We start from the raw sequence: 20,344 nt of genomic DNA on the forward strand, positions 1-20,344 counted from the left end.
GTACATTTTCGCGAACCCGGCTTAACACATAAAGCTAAGATATACACAGAATCGCGCGCGGCGGTAGCCGGTGGCATAACTTCGTTTATGGAGATGCCCAACACCGTGCCAAATACGCTAACACAAGAGTTATTGCAGGATAAGTATGACATTGCTGCCCGAACATCGCTGGCTAACTACTCGTTTTTTATGGGCGCCTCAAATGATAACATCGACGAGGTGTTGCGTACCGATACGGCCAACGTTTGCGGCATAAAAGTTTTTATGGGATCATCCACCGGCAACATGTTGGTTGACAATCCCGGCACGCTCGAACGGATATTCTCGCAATCGCCCATGCTGGTTGCCACCCATTGCGAGGATGAAGCAACCATAAAAAGCAACCTTGAACATTATAAGCAACTATTGGGCGAAAATATCCCGGTAAGGCTACACCCGAAAATACGCAGCGCCGAGGCTTGTTATATCTCGTCGTCGATGGCGGTCGACCTGGCAAAAAAGCACAATACCAGGCTGCACATCCTGCATATATCTACCGAAAAAGAAACTTACCTGTTTGATAATTCCATCCCCCTGAAAGATAAAAGGATCACCGCGGAGGCCTGTATCCACCACCTTTGGTTTAGCGATAAGGATTACGAAACCAAAGGCAACCTGATAAAGTGGAACCCTGCGGTAAAAACAGAACATGACCGTGCCGGCATTTTAAAAGCCGTACTCAATGGTCGTATAGATGTAATAGCTACCGACCACGCACCGCACACCATTGAAGAAAAATCACTACCCTACCTGCAGGCCCCATCCGGCGGACCGCTGGTGCAGCATGCCCTGCCGGCCATGCTCGAACTTTACCACCAGGGAAAGATAACACTTGAACAAATAGCCGAAAAAATGGCACACAACGTGGCCATTTGCTTCCAGGTAGAAAAACGTGGTTTTATACGCGAAGGCTACTACGCCGACCTTGTGCTGGCCGATTTAAATGCCCCCTGGAAGGTTAACAAAGACAATATTTTGTACCAATGTAAATGGAGCCCGTTTGAGGGTACAACCTTTCAATCAAAAATTGCCTATACCATTGTATCGGGCAACGTTGTGTGGGCCAACGGAAGTTTAGTAGAAGGTGAGGCCGGTAAAAGGCTGAGCTTTATACGATAATTCGTTTAAGTTAAATCGGGGGTTTAATAATTCAGGCGGGATTTCTGCAATAAAAATATAAATGAAGAAAGTTAAATTGTTTCAACTGATGGACTTGGTTGAGGAGATAAAGAAGGTTGAAGATTTAATTACTGCCAGCCGCAAAGCACGCACATCGGCATTGCTGATAAAACAATACGAAACTAAAAAGAACCAATTAATCGGATCGTTGATAAGCGAGTTGAACTCGCCGCTATTGCAATCAACCCAAAGCTATTTGCTTATTAAAATGCTGCTGGAGAAGTATTATCCCACAACGGAAGATGAAATTAGTGATGTGGATTTCGCCAAATTGGTGGCGGCGATATAGGAAAATCTATTATTTCATTTACCAAAAAATTTTGTCATTGCGAGCGAGAAGACGATATTGCTTCGTCGGTCCTCCTCGCAATGACAAAAAATAAAATATACTATTTCACCCCCAAATAAATCCTTGCCTCTGTCTCCTCAAAACTCTTCGGGTTGGCTTTATAAAAATCATAATCCGCGGCATATTTCCTATCGATATCGCTTGCCCATATCTGTTGCCAGGCGGCACCAATATTGGCCGGGAACTCCCCTTCCAAATAATAAACCAGGTATTCGCCGGACGGTACAGTTGTACCGGTAAAGCCGCTGGTTATGCCATTCAATGAACTAACCTTGCAGCCCAATATGGCCGTGTACTGGCCGGTATAGTCGCTTTCATAATCGGTATAAACGCAGTACATATCATCTGAAATCCTGTCGGCAATTTGGTCAATTAAATTTTCGGAGATGAACCGTGTCCACAGCCCCCCGATGTCTTTGGCAGATTGCCCGTCTTTGTTAGTCGTCCTTACAGAAATCCCCATAAGGTAAAATTGATTTTCGCTTGATCTTTCGGTTTTGGCTATCATTACTTTTTGTTATATCGACTTATAAAAAACTTTCAATGAATTATTTAACAAGATTAACTAAATAGTTACATTAACAGCTTATTTTTCAATAATTTTCTTCAACCCGTCGAAGACAGCTGTCCACATTTGTTCGGAATGGTAGGCAGCTTCCTCACTTTTTACGCCGTCCTGGGCAATAACTAACGTCGTTCCATCGCGCGTTTCACTCAACTCGTAGGTAATATTGTTGTAGTTTTCCGGCTTGTCTTCGGTACCGCTCATGCTGCTCCAATAGGTGTATTTTAAAAATTTCGGTGCGTAAATGTCGAGGATAATTCCGCCGTCCTGGTAGGTCTTCCCCTCCCACTCGCCGGTGAATGTAATGGGGTTCCCTACCTTCCAATCCGACTTCAAATTAGTGCCGAAGAAATATTCTTTTACAATTGCCGGGTCGGTAAGGCCTTTCCAAACTTCAGCAATAGGTGCCTTAAATGTTACGGTTGTTTCTGATGTCAGTGTGTTCATGTTTTCAGTTGTTAAGTTATGCTAAGTTGAGTAAGTTGGATTACGTTAAATTGAGTTGATTGGGTTGAATTTCGAGGAATGGTTGGTATTCAACTTAATCAACCACAACTCCCAATCAACCCAATCAACTAATTTTCTTATTCAATCATTTTATCCCGGATTAACTCATAATCTCCCTCCGGTATCTCAAAAAAACCAAAGCGAAATTTGTGACCCCACGAAGTTTTATTTTCAATAAAGCTGAGTTGATTTATCAGCGGTGCTATGGGTGTTTCTTTGCATCTATGATAATTGATATTCCGGCGGTAAGGGATAAAATCATCTGCCATTTTGTGCTGGTAAATTTTATCGTCAGCCACCTCGCCAATTGCAGTGAATGCCTGCAATACCTCGTTACCCCCATAAGTTTTTTTTGGCGAATAAAATATTACGCCATCGCCAACGGCCATACGTTTCAGCGGCCCTTCTTTGCCATGATTGGCCTGCATAAAGCCGCCTTCAACGCCGCGGGCAATATGGTCTTTTGATACTACCACTATCCAGTATTTCATACGCTTTATATCCAAAAGGTGAATGAAAAAATAACGGCCAAAAGCATACCGACAAACACTGGCTTCATCACGTCTTTTTTGGGGTCTTTATATTTTACGTGGGTATAAAAGGCGCCAACAACCAGGGTCGCAAAAATGCCTATTGCGTAAATTCGGGTTTGGCTAAATACTATCAATATACTGCATGCAACTTCCGTAAAGCCAAGCAGGTGCATAAACCACAAGGGGTAACCCCATCGTTTAAAATATGCTTCCGAATCTGGATGGCCGCTTAGTTTTTTAAAGCCGAAAATAACGCCGGGTATTATATAAGCTGCTATTAATACCCAAAAAATGATTATTTTGATTTCCATATCGTTAGTTGTTTAATCAAATTAACGACAGGCGAATGACAACCCTATGTCAGTAGGAATTTATCAATTGTAGATTTTTTTGAGAAATCGCTGCGGCTATGGTTCCAACCGTCTCCTTTAAACTATCCGGGCTTATAATTTCGGCGTGGTCGCCGTACATCATGAACCAGCGCGCAAATCCTTCCATTGATGCCGTCAAAAACGTCATTTCAATGTAGCCGCCAACTGTTTTTTCGGATACGAAACCACTATAATATTTTTGGTACTCCAGGTGGCCGTGAATTGATTTTTCAACCCGAATCACCACCATATCCAGTTCCTGGTCTTTGGCGGTTTGGGCTATGTAAGCTTTTAACGTGGGGTGCTTGCTGTTAAACGTCTTACCGGTAGATTCAATAGCGATAATTCTGTCGAGCCTGAAATCACGATAATCCTTCCGCAGCAAACAATAGGCAATTAAGTGCCAGTAGCCGCTTTTATAAAATATGCCTATCGCCTCAATTTCGCGTTTGGTATGTTCCTGGCTGTGGAGGGCAAAATAATCAATGCAAATTACACTCTTTTTGGCAATGCTGTTCAGCAGGGTTTGAATGTGGTCCTTATTATCCACCTTTAACTGGCTATGGCTGCGCAGTACCTCAATGCTGCTATCTATATCTTCCAACAGGTTCTTTTCAGCTGTTTTTAAAATCGCCCGTATTTTGTACATGGCCGATTTATGGTGTTCGGATGTAGCATTATCCGTGAGCTTTTCAACGAACTTTTCGGCAGTTAAAAAGGCGGTCGCTTCTTCTTTGGTAAACATTACCGGCGGCAGCCGGTAGCCATCAACGATGGAATACCCAACACCAGCCTCCCCTATTATCGGTATGCCGGCCTCTTCCAAAGTTTTTACATCACGGTAAACCGTACGCAGGCTTATGTTAAAGCGCTCGGCTATATCGCTGGCTTTAACCACCCTACGCGACTGTAATTGAATTAATATTGCCGAAACTCTGTCAATACGGTTCATGTGCCCCAAATTAAGCAAAAACCAAGTATCTTAGCACAAATTTTATTATTTTGAATAACATGGACCAGGATAACGATAAAATAATAACATTCGAATCGTATTACGACCCTATGCTGGCGCACATCATCCGCAGCCGGCTGGAAGCAAACGGTATCAGCTGTTTTATTGCCGACGAGAACATAATTGGCGCCAACCCGCTGTACAATAACGCCGTGGGTGGTGTAAAACTCAAAATATTCGAAAAAGATATTGAACGCTGCCGTGAAATTTTAGCCACCGAGGGCGACTTGCACGAAAGCGACCACTTTGAAATTGATAACGAAAACAATACCTACGTGGTATGCCCCTACTGCGCTTCTACCAACGTAACCAGTATTGAAAAAGATGAAAACGAAACCGGCATGTTAAGTTCATTTGTGAATTTGATAAACCCGTTTTCGAGTCAAAAAAACTGGCACTGCAATAACTGTCAGCAGGATTTTGAATGATATGGGCTACCAATGACTCACCCTTCAATCAAAATCAGTTTAAAATTTTTTATAAAAAAGCTTCCAATAAGAATATTCCCCGTCGGAATATTACGTATAATTTAAACATGTATCAATAAAGATACAAAACTGGGATAATGCGAAGCTAATTTATATATTAGCGGCCATGTTTAACCGCCGTAAGTTTATAAAAATATCGGCTGCCGGCGCTTCGCTGGCGGCGTTGTCAAGTTCAAAAATCGCGAAGGCCGTGGCTTATAAACCGGCCGGCAGCGTTCCAATTGTAATATCAACCTGGGATTTCGGCATTCCTGCTAATAAAGAAGCCTGGAGAGTGCTTGAAAAAGGCGGCCGCGCGCTCGATGCCGTTGAGGCTGGCGTTAAAATTCCGGAGGCGGATATGAACAACCACACTGTTGGCCGCGCAGGCTACCCCGACCGTGACGGCCACGTTACCCTAGATGCCTGTATAATGGACGAGTTTGGAAATTGTGGCTCGGTGGCCGCTATGGAAAATATAGCTCATCCAATATCTGTAGCCCGCGCGGTTATGGAAAAAACGCCGCACGTGATGCTGGTTGGCGATGGCGCTACCCAGTTTGCCGTTGAGCAAGGCTTCAAAAAAGAAAAGCTGCTCACCCCTGAATCAGAGAAAGCATGGAAAGATTGGCTCAAAACCGCTAAATATTCGCCGGTGATGAATATTGAAAATAAACAACATCAGCCGGGCAGCAAATACAATCACGATACCATCGGCATGTTGGCCATTGATGCCAAAGGTAATATATCAGGTGCATGCACAACCAGCGGCATGGCCTTTAAACTACATGGCCGTGTGGGCGACAGCCCTATAATAGGCGCTGGCTTATATGTGGATAATGAAGTAGGCGGTGCCACGTCAACAGGTGTTGGCGAGGAAGTTATCCGTAATGTTGGCAGCTTCCTGGTAGTCGAACTTATGCGCCAGGGCTTCTCGCCAGAGGATGCCTGCAAAGAAGCCGTTAAACGTATCATTAAAAAGAAACCTGACACAGCTAAAAATATACAAGTTGGCTTTTTGGCCATTAACAAAAAAGGCGAATATGGCGCTTATGCCATCCAGCAAGGTTTCTCTTTCGCGGTTTGCAATGCCGATAAACAGGATTTGTTGATCCCGGGTAAGAGTTTCTATTGAGAAGTTGTCCATGGGCGATAGACCATAGCTCAATTGGTAGTAAATATCTAATTCTATGGACTATGGTCCATGGTCTATCGACTAAATAATTTAAAACCATTCGCGTTTAATTTTCGTTTAAAAGCTTAACGCAGCGTTATTTTTTACATCGCAGGTTTGTGGCCGGCCCAGCAACAAACCCTGAACTATGAACCATGAACAATGAACACAAAAATCTTCCCGTTTCGCTGGAAGTTTGTGCCAATTCTGTAACATCGGCCTTAGCCGCGCAGGCCGGGGGCGCGGTACGCGTTGAACTTTGTGAAAATTTGTTCGAGGGCGGCACTACCCCTTCATATGGCGAGATATTGATGGCCCGTAAACTGCTGCACATTAAGCTATACGTTTTGATAAGGCCCCGCGCCGGCGATTTCTTATATACCGACCTGGAATTTAACATTATGATGGCCGATATACGCTACTGTATAGAAGCCGGCTGCGATGGCGTGGTAATTGGCATGCTCAATGCCGATGGCACGATCGACAAAGCGCGGTGTTCTGAAATGGTAAGCCTGGCCAGGCAATGGGGCCTGGGGGTAACGTTTCACCGCGCCTTTGATATGTGTGCCGATATGGACACCGCGCTTGAAGAAATAATTGAGTTAGGCTGCGAGCGTATATTAACATCGGGCGGTAAAAGCACAGCTATGGAAGGTGCCTACAACATCGCCCGGCTAATTAGTAAGGCAGCCAGCCGCATAAAAATTATGCCCGGCAGCGGCGTTAATGAAAAAAACGCCGCAGATTTAGTGCGTTTTACAGGTGCTACCGAGATCCACTCATCTGCAAGGGTAAAGGTTCCCAGTAAAATGACATACAAAAACGACCATATTATTATGGGCGCAAATCCCGGCGACGAATACAGCAACGACGTTACTGACATCGACCGGGTGAAAGATATCATCCAACTAGCTAATTCCTTCTGATAACCTAAACAGCGTTTTAAATTCATATAAAAGTTGCGGATGTTGGCAAACAAACGCTTCGGCTTTACATAGTCGATGCCTGTATGCCTAAGGGTAATGAAAGGTTTTTTGTTGGCGATGTTGAGTTACTGCCAAATCATTTTTGATCAGTAACAACGAGCACATTAGGTTTGTGACCGTACAGTTATCCATAAAAGCCGAGGTCTTTTAAAAAGAAAAACGTGTTGGGATATTTCCCATTGAGTCCTTTCCCTACCCCGTAATTTGCACATCCTGCTTAAAAATAATAGTTACAATTTTATAAAAGTTGCTTTTCCAACCAGGCTTTTATCACTACCATTCGTTACCTGGATAATATATGTACCGGGCATCAGATGGCTAATATCGTTTTGCCACGTAGGCTGGGATGAGGTCGTTGTTGTGATAACTGACCCGGCTATGCTTATTATTTTAATGTCATATAATTGTGAAGCTGCAGTTGCTGGTGTGGCAACAGTTGAACTAAGTGTTTTAAGCGCAGATGAATTAGCATCGGTGGAATTCACGTTGCTTTGATTAATTGCTAAATTAATTACACCGCTCGCCGGATTTGGGTAAACATTAATATTGCCGGCAATGGAATTGTTTCCGTTTCCGTACACCAGCGTAACAATATTTGAGTAAGTTATAGCGCCATTTAAATCCTCTAGCTTTAGGCGGTACAGGTCTGTTCCGACCGGTGGGCTTTTATCAACCAAGCTATAGGTTCCCTCGCTGCTTGAAACATAACCGCCAACTATGTTAAACGTTTTACCATTGTTTGAACTTCTTTCAACCGTAAAGTTGGTATAGTTTTCTTCGTTTTCGGTTTTCCATACCAATTCAGCTCCTTTGGTCGCTTTTGTTGCAGCAAAATTCAACAAATGCAGGCCAAGGGCCTTGTTTTGACGGATCACCAGGCTAAACCTGTTTGCACCCCAGCTATTTGTATCGCTCCTTAGTATATTAAATTGATAAACGGAATTGTGTTTTATATCCAGCGAATCTTTTTTGTAGGCATCCATCAACCATACTTCATAAATATCGGGTAGGTTTTTCAGTTCGGTCTTCTCTATTTTATATAAACCATCAGCAGTTGTACTTACATATAATCTAATTTTTGTCTGACTCTTCTTTGGTAATGGGATATCGTTTATTGAAGCAGTTATGTTATCCGATGTATAGCTTGAAAAATTCACACCACCGGTTCCTGCCATATGTTTTGAATCTTCATCTATCACAAATTCGTCTTTTGCGGTATTTTCAAACCGGATAACCGCTTCTTCTATGTTATCCGAATCTTTTGACATTGCCATACGTACATATTGCAACACCGGGCCGCTATTAACCGGCTTTTTACTCAATAACAGGTTCGATCCGGTTGCCTGGACGTTTGTCTTCGCTGATTCATGAAAAATCAGTTGCGCAGTTGCATCTTTTGCCTGTACATAAAAACCCTGCCCGCTTGGGATGATATCAGAGGCGCCGTTTAGTGCAAAGGTGCCATCGTAGGTGCCATAAATTTTTGTTGCTTCATTATATATATAAATTGTTTTGTTTACCTGTGGGCCATAAATACCCGCTGTTGAAATGGTTGCGCTAAAGGTGTCCCAGTCAATTGAGCTGGCATACGGGTTGCCAACCATATTATACCCTACATAGGTTGCAGGGTTTCCGGCGACTACTGCATATTGTAAGTTGGATAAACCGGTGTACCAGTGTACAAATGTTACTGTTTGCTGATTCAGTGTACCTTTGGATACAAAGGTATTTGATTCAGGGATGGTGGTTGAAAAATATTTTGTGCTGATGTTAGTCAGGTCCCCCCTATAAAAAAACCAAAAGCCGGTGCCTGCATACAGGTTAAAACTTCCATCATAATCAACTCCTACCGAATAAAGCGTAGAGTTATTAATTTTGTTGATCCCCCTGAAATTTCCCCCATTGAATGATCCATTGCTAAATAGAATATCGCCCCGGTATAAATAAATAGTAGGGTTACCTGTTTTACTCATTCCTCCTGCTGCACCAAGGCTACCCGTAATCGGTGCGTACGATGAAAGATAACTCAGATCGAAATAATAATTGCTCCCCACCTTTGCCGTGTACACCTGTGATGATAAAAAGCGGTAGCCTCGGTACTTGGAAGCGCCGCCGCTTATATAACGTTGTACATTTACATTGTTAGTGATTGTCGAACCTGAAGGTATAGCTGCCACCGTTGCTGAACCGGTTATATCCGAATTCAATGTTAAATTGCCATTGGCATTTAAAGAAGTTGCATTAACCATCTGTAGTACGCCTTGACTTGAAACTGAAAAATTACCCGAACTCATAACGGCCGGACTGCCCGAGCCGCCGTTGCCGCTAAAAAACACATTGGTAAACATAGTACCGGAGCCGTTATCAATAAGGACCTGGTTTTGACCATTAAAAACAATATTGCCGGAACCCTGTGTGTAAGCGTTGCTATTGGTATAATTGCCCGACATAGTAAAGCTCCCGGTTTGCAAGTTTAAAGCACCCGAATTTGCCACATTTCCGGTTACCACAACGTAACCGCTGTTAGCAATTACATAAGCGTTTGACGAAATTTTCATGCCTTGCGCAAATAAGAATGAAGGCATAACTATCAATCCCAGGATTAACGATATGATATTATTTTTAGTTTTCATGGCCTTGTTTTTAGCACTATTGAATCACGGTCACGTCACAAGTAATGGTACCAAGAGCACGCGGAAAAGCATCAGCATTTACAAAACCAATGGCAATGGTATTACTACTGACTACCCGTATCCACGCCATAGAAATGGAACTTGGTAGCGCCGTTCTCGGATTAACAATCACCGTTGCATTAACATTGGCGCCGGTTACAGTCACAGTCACCACTTCCGTTGCAGAAGCATAAGAAAAGGATGTATTATCGGTAAATGTAAAACTGGTTTTGATCATATTGGTCAGCACTGTGCCTGCAGTGCCAAGTTTATAAGTGCCGCCAACATCCAGTTTTGCTGTCGGGCTGGTGGTTGCAACCCCAACATTGCCGTTGCCGTCAATCCGCATGCGTTCGTTGGCGCCAACACCCCCGGTAAAAAATATCAAGTTTTTACCCGTGGTACCATTACCTATAGCAAAATCGTTGCCGGTAGAATATAGATATCCATTACTTGCACCGCCAATCACACCTGTTCCGGTAAATCCGCTTGAGTTGATACCCAAATCCACAAAATTCACAGTTTCCGTGGCGGCGTCATTACTGGCCACCAGGTCCGAACTCGCGCTGCCGGTGCCTGCCTTGTTCTGGATATTTAATTGCAGGTAATTATCAATATAGCCTTTACCGCTCATCACGTTAAAGGATGTAGTAGGACTGGAAGAAGAACCGGCATCCACCAGGAATTTTTCGCGGGGCGCGCCTGCTGTAAATACTGGGGCTGTGCCAACGGCAACATTGCCCAAGCTATCAACCAAAACGCGTTGTGTGTTATTGGTGCGCATTTTAAAACTGACGTTATTTGTCGTTCCTAAAAAATTGGCGCTTGAGTTTGTGCCGCCGTTGCCGGCTAAACTCCAGTCAGTGCTGACACTGGCTGCCAGCAACACCCAGGCAGTGGTTGTTCCGTTATAGTAATAAAATCCTTTGGTAGCATCGGTTTGGTAAACCAATAAACCATCAGCCGGTGTGGCAATGGCAGTGCGTTGGGCCTGGGTCATCCTCGGGGCTAAAAACCCTTTTAAAACAGATTTGACGTCTAATACCGAAGATGTATTACCAGTAGTATACGCTGCATCGTCGGTAACAACCACCGTTTGCGAAAAGACCTGGCTACAACAAGTCAAAAAAACAAACAAGCTAAAAAGATTTTTCATGTTCTTTATAAATTAATAGAAGGTTAAAAGATAACATGCTTTTTTGTCATCACCCTTTTTACGTAAATCGCCCCCTCGAATACCGGCCTTTTTTGTGACTGTTGTTACTATTTTTAGTGATCCTCGTCACCATTTCAATCGGTTGTCAGAAATTATAACTTCACAAAAGTGGCTTTGCCACCCGGAGCGTTATTGCTGTTATTCAATACCCGGATCACATATGTCTTTGGAAGAAAGCAGGAAACATCATCCCGCCAGTTTGGTCATCCCTGTTGCTGTATTGGGGAATATATCTGAATACCGCCGACCGGCCCCATCCAAATTACTCCTAACGGACGGGTATTACAAAAAATGGTAAACCATTACCTGGCGAAACAAAAGCCGTTAACGTTGAAAAGGTTTCGGATAGCAGTAAAACCCGCGCACGATGAAAAAAGGCGAGAGAGCGCTGGTTCATTTTAACAAGCACATGAAAATAAATGCTAACGGCAAACAAATGCTGCAATTTCAAATAAGCAGGGCTTTTAAGCTAAACGTATTAGAGCGCGGTATATTGAGAGTATTGGGTTATTACCACCCCTTTTTTAAGGGTGTAAACTTATTTATTATCAGTAATTTTCTTTTCAGCAACAATAAACAGGTAATCGCCGAAATCATTATTGTATGTTTTCTTTATATCGGTGAATTTGCCGCTTTCTAAATCTAATTGAAGCTTTAACAACCCTGTCCGTATTTCTTCCGCATTAGCAAGGGCAGCAAACGACGATATCCCTTTTCTTACGGCTTCGTCTAAATAAATCTGTGGTTTATTTTTGCCTGCGTATAAAAATGTATCCTGCAAATCATCCTGCACAAAATATTTTTCTGTCGCAGATATTTCAAAACCCGCGCCCCCCAATTCGTTTTTAATAACCTCAAAGGCCGGCATCTGTGAAATAGACAACTGAAGCATTTGGGGAAAATAGTGGTTTAGCCAATAATGTCCCATTTGATGGGGCGTTGCTGTAAATATCACAAACCGGCCACCAGGCTTTATCACTCTTGCTAATTCACTAAATGATTTCAAAAGATTAGCCCAGTGATGAATGGTAAGGGTAGCAATAACCCCATCGAAATTGCTAACATCAGCGGGTATTTGTTCAGCAGTTCCCTGCAGCCAAAGTATGGTTTCACCCCGCTTGCGCGCCTCCATCAGCATTTGTTCCGATGGTTCAACACCAACAAAGTTCAACCCTTTGTTTGCGAGGGCGATGGTGTAGTTACCGGTTCCGCAGCCAATATCAAGGTATAGTCCAGACGGGTGAGGATTTAAAAAATAAACGACCTGCAATATACGGGTCGGCCTGCCGGGTGGTATTGTAGGTTGTGCCGATGATGTCGTATATTGGTTTCATTGGATGATAAACGCAATATATTGATGTTTAATTAACATCACCAATAATCACAAAAATATGATATTACAGACACGCGACATCCAACACCTAAGTCAACTATTCCCCCTTCAACACCGATAAAATATTCCCTGCCGGGTCTTTAAACCAAGCGATATCCGGGCCATAACCATTACCGCGCATAATACCTTTTTCGTCGGTTTTCATTTGTCCGAAATCGTATTGCTCAAATTTGATCCCTTTAGCTATAAGCCCATCAACTGCTTTATCCACATCATCCACATTAAAATTAAGGATGGTAAATGTGGCCGGCTCATGATTAGGTTTGGGGTAAACAATAATTTTGGTACCGCCTGCTATAAGCAAAGTCATTATCCCCATTTCATTTTCGGAAATCTCAATGCCGAGGGTACCATTATAAAACTCTTTGGCCTTTTGCATATCGTTTACCGAAAAACCGCTGTATGCTTTGGTGTTTTTAAACATAATTTAATTGGTTTATGAGGGTGTTTATTTACCCCTGGTTTTAAATGACAATCCTTCGGCCGCTAAAGCCCCCAGTAATTTCGGCATTGAAGCAGGACCCATCCCGTGAAATTTTAAAATCTCGGCTTTGGTAAATTCCGAAAGCTTCTTCACCGTTTTTATCCCGTTGTTCTTTAACGCACGCCTCGCAGGCGCTCCAAGTGTTGAAAGAAAACCATCTGTCGGCTTTCGCTCACTTTCGCAAATGGGGCATGTTAGGCAATCACTGCTTTTGTAATATTTGTGGCCGTTCTCGCAGATTTTCAGGTTTTTATTTTCGTTTGCCATGGTATTTTCACTGAATATAAGCAAATCTACAAGTCTAAAACTACCGGCAAAGGGTGCAAACACGCCAATTTACTATACAAATTGTGCCATTAAGTTGTTTTAATTAGTTCAAAATAAGTTAACTAAGCATTAATATGCCGTGTTTAGCTAATTACCGTTTTATTAATGATACCTTTATTGAATTACAATGGAAGAAAGAAAATACTTAACTACCTGGAAAAGGTACATCCCCGTTATCCGTTTGCACTTAAAGAGAAGCCTGAACGAAGAACAGCAATTTAAGCTGAACATCACTGACTTTGAATCGGCCGGCGACCGCGGCAAATCGGGCTATACCTTTAACATAGCCTTAGAAAACGGCAAGGTTACCAATAATATCAGCGGCTCGGCTGTAGCTCGCGATTTGTACGAGGCCCTTAAAGCTGATGAAGCTATAAAAGCCATGCTTCAAAACAAAAGCATCAAAATCAGTGTAGGCAAATCTTTTATGTTGTCGATAAAAACAAGCCATATATCGGCTTATAAGGAAGTTTAACTCTTACACCTTAGTTTTATTTTCTGCGGGATACAACCGGTATCCTGCGCCTGTCTGCAAAAATATTCTTGCATATCTGCCTGCTGCGTAAACTTTTTTGTGCCCGGTTGGTTTAGTGGATAAATCTATCTGACATGAACACTAACCGACTATCCGACTCGCTTGCAAAAGCCCTTAACGACCAAATGACCAACGAGGCGCATAACGCCCAGATTTACCTGAGTTACGCAGCATGGGCCAGCGATAAAGGCTATGATGGCATTGCCAATTTCCTGTTCCGTCACTCGAACGAGGAGCGCAACCACATGATGAAGTTTTTGGAATACATTTTAAAGCGCGGCGGAAAGGTGGTGGTAACAGCCATACCCGAACCGGGGCCCGACCCTAAAAGCGTAAACGATTGTTTTGAAAAAGTATTTACTTCGGAAGTTGAGAATACAACCAGGATTTACAACATTGTAGATATGAGCCTGCAACAAAAAGACTGGGCAACCTGGAACTTTATGCAATGGTTTGTAAAAGAACAAACGGAGGAAGAAACCATGGCGCTTGATTTACTCGGCAAGATCAAAAAAGCCGGCGGTGCAAATGCAAATGACGATGCCCTGTATAACCTCGACAAAGATTTGGGTACAACCCCAGATGACGCAGTATTGGCGCAGGATACAACTGTTGAGAATCCGTGATTTTTAAGTCTTAAGCCCTAAGTCTTAAGTCCTTTTTTGACTTGAGACTATCGACCTAAGACTCAAGACTTTCAAACTATTCGCTTATCAAAGTCACATAACTCGTGGCCGGCATTTTAAATTCTGCCGCGCCATTTTTTATTTTCACGCTGCCCTGTTTCATGCTTGTCTCTTTGTTTGTTGTGTAAATGTTTAGCTCTTTTACACCAGCGGGGAAGCCTGTTAAAGTCACCTTGCGTTTAGAGCCGTTATTAACCAGGTGGATGGCGTACGCCCCTTTACTATTATCGCCCAACGCTGCGCACGAAACATCTGCTTTGCTACTTGTTATCGGCACGGCATACAATCCTTTTGGTGTTATAGATAACTGCTTAAGGTTCCAGAAACGTTGACCGGGATGCAATGGCTCATTGTTCCCAAATATCCCCCCTCCTATCAACGGCGAATAGTCAGACGTTAGCTGCCATTGTAATATAGATGCCGGCTGGCAAATGGCCAACATGCGGGTATACAGGTTTATTTCCTCCAGCGCATAGGTTGGTTCCTGGAAAATATCCGGGTAGTTCCAGGCTGCGGCATCAATGCTGCCCTCGCCAACTAATAATGGAACGCCAAGTTTGGTGGCGGCATCGGCCCATTTTTGCAATATCGGTGTATCCCAGCCGCGCCATGAGTGGAATGATATGGCACCGATGTATTGTTTGGCATCCGGGTCGTTCAACGCAGGGTCGATAAAGGTATAAGTTGTAGCGTCGGAGTTATCACCCAGTAGCATTTTTGTATTTACCCCATGCGCAGCAAAATAAGCACCGCAGCCTTTTATAAAGTCAACATGTTCCTGCGCGGTTACTCTTACATTTATCCCTAAATCCGACTCGTTGAACGAAAATAGCTTTGGTTCGGTACCATATTTATTTTTTAGGTAAATGATATAATCGGCTATGGATTTGTAAATCGCTTCCATGTTATCCTTATTCAGCTTATTGCCCCAGATACCGTTAACTGGTCGAAAATTGAGCTTACCCTCGGCTGCCCAATCTGGCGGGAACCACGCCGAAAGAATTACCGGGATGCCCAGGCTGTCCATGCGGTGTGCCATTTCCATCGCTTTTATTACAGCAGGATGAATTTTGCCGGAGTCGGCAACCACTTTCGGGTCAGTATCTAGTTTTGGCTGCCAAAAACGCCAGGGCATCTCTACACGTCCCCAAGCCACACGCAGGTTTTGAAGCGAATAATCAATGACCTGCGGGTCGTTTTTGGGATTTTGCAGGCGGAAGTTACCGCCCAGTCCCTCAAACGCCCGGCCTTGTTGCGCGGTGTTTATGGTAAGAGCAACCGGGGTCTCGTCAATTTCGCCTGAGGCTTTGATAGTAAATTCTTTTTCGACCGTTTCGCCATTCTTAACCTCGCCGAGTTTTAACGGGATAAAAAGCGTTAATTTGCTTTGCCCGTTCACACTTTCAGTACGTACCATCATTAGCGATTTTCCCCCCGGTTTTACGCTAAATTTGCGCGTGGCGGTTTCTAACTCCAAACCTTTAGCATTATCGTCATATTCCGCAGGGCTGGCCTTAACAAAGCGGTCAAGTTCAGGTTTGTCGCCGCCTGAATAACGCAGGTCGCCGTTTAAAAATTCATTGGGTAAAGCTATTACGAAATAAACACCTTGCACGGTAGTATCTTTATGCGCGGTTAATTGAACGGTTACTTTTATCTTCCCGCTGCCGTTATCTTTTACGTTTTCCGTAAAATGCAAGCTATCTATACTGGTGGTAACTTCCTGCTCATCGTCGTTTACGCGTTTGTAGTGGGGCTGCTGCTTTTCTTTGGCAGTTGATACAGCGTGTTTCCTATCGGTGCTTACTACCCGCAGGCTGGTTTCAAAATCAAATAGTTGCCCGCTTTTGCGGATGCCTGTTATATTGCCCCAGGGCTCAACCTGGGCCTGGCTATAGGCATTTTTTTCAGATGCCATTAATGATATGATTATCGCCAATAAAAATACAGGCCTTGTTCCTTTTGAATTATTAAAGATGTTTCTCAAAACGCTCACAATTATTTCAGCTTTAAAAATAACGCTATTCGAGCTTAATTGTTAATGATATTGCGGAAATTGATAAGCTGAATTTTGCATCATTGCGTGGGATAAAAACAACCACGGCGATACAGAGGAGTCACAGAGAGCACGGAGAAAAAATAATGGCGTGAAATTTTCACCATTAAGGCTCTGTATCCTCTGTGAATTTCTTTGTGTCCTCTGTGGTAAATAATGACCAGGGGGAAATATTATTTTCTCTTTTTACCTTTTGTATAATGCTTTTTAATCCCGGTTTTAGCTTCGCCTTTTTTGCTATGATGCTTGCTAACCTTTGATTTATGCCCATGTCCGTGCTTTTTATACTTCCCGGGTTTCACGACGATTTTAGGCGCGAAATCAACCGGCTCAGGGTGCATGGTTATATCAAATGGGTTGAAGTAATAAATACCAGCCTTATCGTACCAGGAAAAATTAACTTTCAGCCTTTCATTAAATGATGTCTCATCTTTACGTGCCGAGTCCGTCCAAGCTGCTTCTGATAGCGCTGCCAGGCGGGGAAACACCATAAAATCAAGGCGCTTCGGCGATTCAACTAGTTCAGTCCACAAATTTGCCTGCACACCAAGTATAAGCGGGGATTGTATTTCATCAGCCGGAAATTCTTTATAAGGGAAATTGTACACGCCGCTCACCGTACTAAATTGAGTGCTGCTCCAACGGCGCCCGGCGATATGGCTTTTATCCTGCACAAAATCAAAATACAAGGGAAGTCTTGGGCACAGTACCACCTGGTATTTTTTCTGCAAGGCCAGCCTTAGTTGCGAAGGAACATTTTGCCGCCACCAGAATACTATTGTTTTATCAGCAGGCAAGTCTGTTTCCGCAGCTTCATCCCAGCATAAAATTTTGCTGTTCATTTTGACGACTGAATCGGCCATGCGGCGGAAAAAATAATGCTCCAAATCTGCCAGCGAAGTGAAATTATTCCTGGTAAGCATCTCCGTTATAGCTGGTCGCCCAGCCCACGCTTGCATACCCAGTGCAACTTCGTCTCCACCCAGGTGAATCATCCCAGCCGGAAATAATGAGTTGGTTTCTTTCAGTATATCGGCCAAAAACTGGTAGGTTTTCTCGTTCGCTGGGTCGAACGTAAAGTTTGGATATTTAGCCACGCTTCCGCCTGTGTATTCGGGGTAGGCTTTATTTGCTGCGGTAGCGTGCCCCGGCATATCAATTTCGGGGATAACAGTTATAAACCTTTCGGCCGCATAGGCCACAATTTCCCTAATATCAGCCTGGGTGTAATATTTTGCGGGTGCGAGTGTGTCAGTTTTGTTGCCGATGCCACCTACCGATGTCAGCAAAGGATATTTTTTTATCTCGATGCGCCAGCCGTTAACATCGGTTAGGTGCCAGTGAAATTTGTTCAGCTTGTAAAAGGCCATCCAATCCAGTAATTGTTTAACCTTTTCCTTCCCAAAAAAATGACGCGACTCATCAAGCATAAAGCCCCTCCATTGGTAGCGCGGGGCATCGTTTATTTCAACCGCCGGTAAATTAACCAGTCCTTGCGGCTGAGCGCGTATCATTTGTAATAGCGACACCAATCCATAGAAGACCCCTTCGCTGCTGGCCGAAGTAATAGTTATTTTAGTTGATTCTATTTTCAACCTGTACGAGCCGGGCAGTTCGTCCCTTTTCACCAGCTGCAGATCAATCGTTGCTTTGGTTTCATCCGGGTCAACCGCTATGGAGGAACCGTTATATTTTTGGAATTCTGTTTGTAAATAATTAGCCTGCGGCAGTAATGAGTTGTCGTTCATCCCAATCACCGTGCTGTTGCTTATTTTAAACTGCCCTTCTGCCTTTACAACCGATTTTGGAAGGGGGATAATATTTACGTTTTGTGCAGATAGAAAAAATGGAAAAACAATCAAGAGGAACACTAATTTCACGAATTGAGGTGACACTAATTTCACGAACTTTAACGAATTACACGAATTTTTGAGGGCGCTTTTATCTGGAGATTGAGTTCTTAATTTCAATAAATTCATTATTAATTAATGGAGCTTAGTTTTGTTTTTAATGCCTGTTTAATTCGTGTAATTCGACTTAATTCGTAAAAATCTGTGCTTATTAAATTCACTTTAATTCGTGACCATTCGTGCCTGAATTTAGTTCCCAAACGGCGGCAGGCCAACCAGTTGCCTGTACAATGGTAGATCCATGCGTTTAGCTGCCGGCACATGAAAGTTTTTTCCATAAAAAACCTGCAGCTTATATTCTACCCTGCCGCTGCGGACTATATCAATGTCAGGTAATTGTGTTACACTGTCGAAAAATGGTTTGGCATCGGCATTAACATCCAGTTGCTCCTGGTCGCTAATGATGATGGCGTCTTTGCCTACCAGCTTTTTCGGTTCAACCATAAAAGCCAGGTTGCGCGGGTCGTTATTAAACACCGCGATGTCCTTCGTCCCCTTAAGCGCCCAGTCGACTTTACCAGTTAACCACCAGCGTGGGGTACCGGTAAATATGTTGGGATTATTTGTCCAGCCTTCTTTATCAAAACGGGTTTTTATGTCGGTATAATCTACCCCTTGAATAGTTGGGTCGTTATTGTCGCCATGAAAGTGGTATACCATCCATTTAGGACCATACCATTGCCAAAACCCGGTGACCATGTGGGTACCAAGCACGCTTATAGTAATCAAAGTAAAATATACCGCGAAGTTAAGCCACCTGCGGGTTAGCACAGTGCCTTTGCCCGTTGTACTTAAACACCTGTCGATGCCAAAACCAAGCGGTATAAACAGCATCATATATCCCGGTGCCTGCCAGTGGAAGTGAAATTGCAGGTTCGACCATAGGGTAACTATCGTAAAAAACACAAGTGGCAGTATAGCCATCCAAAATGTAAAGCTGTAAGCCAGCAGTTGCTTGCGTAATTTGTACGATATGTATAGTTGTCTTACAATGGGTATCCAAATCCATGGCAGCAGGAACGCTGCCTGACCGCCTATGCTGCGGAAAAACCAGTCGAAATGCAGTTTAAAATGTTCACCGCTTGCCCCTGCCCTAGAACCCTGGAAAACGAAAGATACCCAGCCGTTTTGTGCGTTCCACAACAATACCGGCGATGCCATAATGATTGTGATAAGCACCGCTAAATACGGCCCTGGATGACGGAGCCAGTGGCGCTGGCTTTTATTGGTAACCACAAACATAAATACACCTGCAAATAAAAACAGCACGTGGTATTTGCTCAACGTAGCGAAGCCCATGCTCACCCCTACCGCCAACCAAAGCAACCATGTTCTGCGGCTGTAACGCGTGGCTTCCGATTTCTCGGCGCCGGGGCCAACCATTAACTGAACAATATAGTATGTTGCCAGCATCCAGAAAAACATCAGCGGCGCATCGGGCTGAAACCAACAGGCGATAGCCACGGTAAAAACCGCGCTTAAATTCATTGCCGCAACCGCCCAAAAGCCGGCCTTTGCTGTAAATAATTTCTGGGTAACCAGAAACATCAGCCAGCTGGTACCGGCAAACAGCAGCACCGCCGGGAACCTAAGCCCGAAATTATTTAACCCGAATATTTTTACACTGATGCCGCTCAACCAAAAAAACAAAGGCGGCTGGTCGAAATAGCTTAAATCGAAGTTAAGCGCGCCGCGGAAGTAGTAGGATTCGCCGATGCCGAGCCCTGTATAGCCTGCAATTAAGCAACGAAGCGCGAATGTTATAAAGATTAATATTGCTGCGGACCTCGCTGCATTATCTTCTGTAAGTTTCTTCATTAAAATAAAATGAGCACAGTTTGCAAGGGCACAAATCTCTTAAAAAAATCGCTAATTATCAGGGT

At 43.6% G+C, this 20,344-nt stretch carries 20 protein-coding genes; 7 read left to right on the plus strand and 13 right to left on the minus strand.

What is annotated here, in order from left to right; all coding sequences use genetic code 11:
- Positions 1-1,158 (plus strand): dihydroorotase (locus tag Q0R52_RS01915; RefSeq protein WP_295791555.1); only part of this gene is annotated, 1,158 nt, incomplete at its 5' end.
- A gap of 61 nt (positions 1,159-1,219) precedes the next feature.
- Positions 1,220-1,507 carry a hypothetical protein gene (locus Q0R52_RS01920; protein ID WP_295791557.1) on the plus strand — a complete coding sequence of 96 codons (288 nt, stop codon included), beginning with the start codon at positions 1,220-1,222 and terminating at the stop codon, positions 1,505-1,507.
- Positions 1,508-1,607: 100 nt separating this feature from the next.
- Here the strand turns inward: Q0R52_RS01920 and Q0R52_RS01925 are convergent, their stop codons facing one another.
- From Q0R52_RS01925 to Q0R52_RS01945, 5 genes are all read right to left on the minus strand, one after another.
- Entirely contained in the window at positions 1,608-2,075 is a 468-nt protein-coding gene (locus Q0R52_RS01925; protein WP_295791562.1) for a GyrI-like domain-containing protein, read from the minus strand.
- Positions 2,076-2,153: 78 nt separating this feature from the next.
- A complete protein-coding gene (locus Q0R52_RS01930; protein ID WP_295791564.1) occupies positions 2,154-2,579 on the minus strand; it encodes an SRPBCC family protein in 426 nt (141 codons plus the stop codon).
- Between the two features lie 137 nt (positions 2,580-2,716).
- Positions 2,717-3,130, minus strand: a complete 414-nt coding sequence (locus tag Q0R52_RS01935) for an EVE domain-containing protein (RefSeq protein ID WP_295791567.1) — start codon at positions 3,128-3,130, stop codon at positions 2,717-2,719.
- Between the two features lie 5 nt (positions 3,131-3,135).
- Complete coding sequence (locus Q0R52_RS01940) at positions 3,136-3,483, minus strand: DoxX family protein (RefSeq protein ID WP_295791568.1); 348 nt, start codon at positions 3,481-3,483, stop codon at positions 3,136-3,138.
- Positions 3,484-3,532: 49 nt separating this feature from the next.
- Positions 3,533-4,495, minus strand: coding sequence for a YafY family protein (locus Q0R52_RS01945; protein ID WP_295791570.1), 963 nt, complete (start codon positions 4,493-4,495; stop codon positions 3,533-3,535).
- 59 nt (positions 4,496-4,554) lie between these two features.
- On the opposite strand from Q0R52_RS01945, the gene Q0R52_RS01950 reads away from it, so the two are divergent.
- The 3 genes from Q0R52_RS01950 (at position 4,555) to Q0R52_RS01960 (ending at position 7,122) form a co-directional block, all read left to right on the plus strand.
- A complete protein-coding gene (locus Q0R52_RS01950; protein ID WP_295791572.1) occupies positions 4,555-4,983 on the plus strand; it encodes a DUF2007 domain-containing protein in 429 nt (142 codons plus the stop codon).
- Between the two features lie 166 nt (positions 4,984-5,149).
- Entirely contained in the window at positions 5,150-6,157 is a 1,008-nt protein-coding gene (locus Q0R52_RS01955) for a N(4)-(beta-N-acetylglucosaminyl)-L-asparaginase (protein WP_295791573.1), read from the plus strand.
- Positions 6,158-6,351: 194 nt separating this feature from the next.
- Positions 6,352-7,122 carry a copper homeostasis protein CutC gene (locus Q0R52_RS01960; RefSeq protein ID WP_295791575.1) on the plus strand — a complete coding sequence of 257 codons (771 nt, stop codon included), beginning with the start codon at positions 6,352-6,354 and terminating at the stop codon, positions 7,120-7,122.
- Between the two features lie 290 nt (positions 7,123-7,412).
- On the opposite strand, the gene Q0R52_RS01965 is transcribed toward Q0R52_RS01960, so the two are convergent.
- From Q0R52_RS01965 to Q0R52_RS01985, 5 genes are all read right to left on the minus strand, one after another.
- On the minus strand, positions 7,413-9,815 hold the full coding sequence (locus tag Q0R52_RS01965; protein WP_295791577.1) for a T9SS type A sorting domain-containing protein: 2,403 nt from the start codon (positions 9,813-9,815) through the stop codon (positions 7,413-7,415).
- 16 nt (positions 9,816-9,831) lie between these two features.
- Positions 9,832-11,010: a hypothetical protein gene (locus Q0R52_RS01970; RefSeq protein WP_295791579.1), complete on the minus strand. Its 1,179-nt coding sequence runs from the start codon at positions 11,008-11,010 to the stop codon at positions 9,832-9,834.
- Between the two features lie 598 nt (positions 11,011-11,608).
- Positions 11,609-12,340, minus strand: a complete 732-nt coding sequence (locus Q0R52_RS01975) for a class I SAM-dependent methyltransferase (RefSeq protein ID WP_295791582.1) — start codon at positions 12,338-12,340, stop codon at positions 11,609-11,611.
- Between the two features lie 160 nt (positions 12,341-12,500).
- Positions 12,501-12,887, minus strand: coding sequence for a VOC family protein (locus tag Q0R52_RS01980; RefSeq protein WP_295791584.1), 387 nt, complete (start codon positions 12,885-12,887; stop codon positions 12,501-12,503).
- A 24-nt stretch (positions 12,888-12,911) separates the two neighbouring features.
- Complete coding sequence (locus Q0R52_RS01985) at positions 12,912-13,214, minus strand: RNA polymerase alpha subunit C-terminal domain-containing protein (RefSeq protein WP_295791586.1); 303 nt, start codon at positions 13,212-13,214, stop codon at positions 12,912-12,914.
- A gap of 187 nt (positions 13,215-13,401) precedes the next feature.
- Here Q0R52_RS01985 and Q0R52_RS01990 point away from each other — a divergent pair, with 187 nt between their 5' ends.
- Both Q0R52_RS01990 and Q0R52_RS01995 read left to right on the plus strand, forming a co-directional pair.
- Positions 13,402-13,749: a hypothetical protein gene (locus Q0R52_RS01990; protein WP_295791587.1), complete on the plus strand. Its 348-nt coding sequence runs from the start codon at positions 13,402-13,404 to the stop codon at positions 13,747-13,749.
- Positions 13,750-13,883: 134 nt separating this feature from the next.
- Positions 13,884-14,435: a ferritin gene (locus tag Q0R52_RS01995; protein WP_295791589.1), complete on the plus strand. Its 552-nt coding sequence runs from the start codon at positions 13,884-13,886 to the stop codon at positions 14,433-14,435.
- Positions 14,436-14,511: 76 nt separating this feature from the next.
- Here the strand turns inward: Q0R52_RS01995 and Q0R52_RS02000 are convergent, their stop codons facing one another.
- From Q0R52_RS02000 to Q0R52_RS02010, 3 genes are all read right to left on the minus strand, one after another.
- A complete protein-coding gene (locus Q0R52_RS02000; RefSeq protein ID WP_295791592.1) occupies positions 14,512-16,413 on the minus strand; it encodes a hypothetical protein in 1,902 nt (633 codons plus the stop codon).
- A gap of 311 nt (positions 16,414-16,724) precedes the next feature.
- Positions 16,725-18,431 (minus strand): beta-N-acetylhexosaminidase, encoded by a 1,707-nt coding sequence (locus tag Q0R52_RS02005; RefSeq protein WP_295791594.1) that lies wholly within the window; start codon positions 18,429-18,431, stop codon positions 16,725-16,727.
- A 219-nt stretch (positions 18,432-18,650) separates the two neighbouring features.
- Entirely contained in the window at positions 18,651-20,279 is a 1,629-nt protein-coding gene (locus Q0R52_RS02010) for a glycosyltransferase family 39 protein (protein ID WP_295791596.1), read from the minus strand.
- Positions 20,280-20,344: the final 65 nt, after the last annotated feature.

It is taken from the genome of Mucilaginibacter sp. (assembly GCF_025359345.1).
Taxonomy (GTDB): Bacteria; Bacteroidota; Bacteroidia; order Sphingobacteriales; family Sphingobacteriaceae; genus Mucilaginibacter.